Genomic DNA, 1,563 nt, shown 5'->3' with positions numbered 1-1,563 from the left:
GAGGCTGTGTGAAAACCCCTGATTATGCTATGTTTAGGCACTGCTTCGGAGGTGCCAGATGGGACGTTTTGTCGAGGCTGCCGACCGTCATCAGGCGAGCTTTCTGCCCGCTTGTTTGGAGGACTATGTCGATCCCGACAATCCGGTCCGCATCATCGATGCCTTTGTCGATGAACTCGATCTTGCCGAGCTCGGTTTTGCCCGGGTGCAGCCGGCATTGACCGGCAGGCCCGGCTACGCACCGGGCACGATGCTCAAGCTTTATGTCTATGGATACCTGCATCAGCTGACCTCGAGCCGGAAGCTGGAGCGCGAGGCGGGCCGCAACATCGAACTGATGTGGCTGACCGGCAAGCTGGCACCCGACTTCAAGACGATCGCGGACTTCCGCCATGACAATGCCAGCGCGATCCAGATCGCGTGCCAGCGCTTCGTCGCCATCTGTCGTGCACTGGGTCTCGTCGGTGGCGGCATGGTCGCAATCGACGGATCACGCCTGCGCGCGGTGAACACGCACGAGAAGAATTATACCAAGGGGAAGCTTGCGCGGCGCAAGGCCCATGTCGAGGAGAGCATCGCGCGCTATCTCGCCGAGCTTGAGGAGACCGACAGGGCGGAGACGGGCCCGGCCACTCCCAGGATCCATCACCTGACCGAGCGACTGGTGTCGCTGCGCGGGCGCCTTAGCGAACTCGAGGTGATCGGCCGGCAGTTGGAAGCCTCCCCCGATGAGCAGATATCGCTGACCGATCCGGATGCCCGCGCCATGGCAACCGGCAGCGATCATCGCGGCGTGGTCGGTTACAATGTTCAGGCAGCCGTCGATACTCGGCACCACATCATCGTCGCCAATGCGGTGACCAACCGCGGTCATGACCGCTCGCATCTGCTGGAGATGGCCACGGCCGCACAGGCCGAGACCGGCGCTACCGAGATGATCGTTCTTGCCGATCGTGGATACTATGAGGGCGAGCAGATCCGCGCCTGCGCCGAAGCTGGCATCATCCCGATGGTGCCCAAGCCCAACAATCACCGGCTCAGGCGCGCGGCTTCTGGGGCAAGGCTATGTTCGTGCATGAGCCGCAGACCGACACCTATCGCTGCCCCGCCGATCAACAGCTGCAGAAACGCTTTGCCCGGGTGGAGGGCGGCAAGCTCATAAGCGTCTACTTCAACCAGAAGGCCTGCAGCGCCTGCCCGTCGCGTCCCCTGTGCACGGCCGGCAAGGAGAAGCGCATCCGCCGATGGGAGCATGAGGCTGTGCTTGATGAGATGGAGCGCAGGCTTCAAGCGATGCCTGACGCAATGGCGGTCCGCCGCTGTACCGTCGAGCACGTCTTCGGCACCATCAAGGGCTGGATGGGTGCGACCCACTTCCGAACGCGCGGCCTCAAGCACGTCGCCACCGAAGCCAGCCTGGCGATACTGGCTTACAACATGAAGCGCGCCATTGCCGTTGCCGGCGTGGCCTCGACCCTCAAGGCGATAGCCGGGTGACCGGACCCGACGCGCGCCGTAGCAACAACCTGCGCGACGATCCATACTGAGTTCTCACACAGCCTC

At 63.1% G+C, this 1,563-nt stretch carries 1 pseudogene; it reads left to right on the top strand.

The annotated features are described in order from the left end of the window. Positions 1-58: 58 nt before the first annotated feature. Positions 59-1,497: pseudogene (locus ABLE93_RS26870) on the top strand (IS1182 family transposase). The last annotated feature ends 66 nt before the right edge of the window (positions 1,498-1,563 follow it).

This window comes from Xanthobacter pollutisoli, assembly GCF_040044995.1.
In the GTDB taxonomy this organism is placed as follows: domain Bacteria; phylum Pseudomonadota; class Alphaproteobacteria; order Rhizobiales; family Xanthobacteraceae; genus Xanthobacter.
The sequence above is the reverse complement of the archived record's forward strand: the minus strand, read 5'-3'. Positions and strand labels throughout refer to the sequence as shown.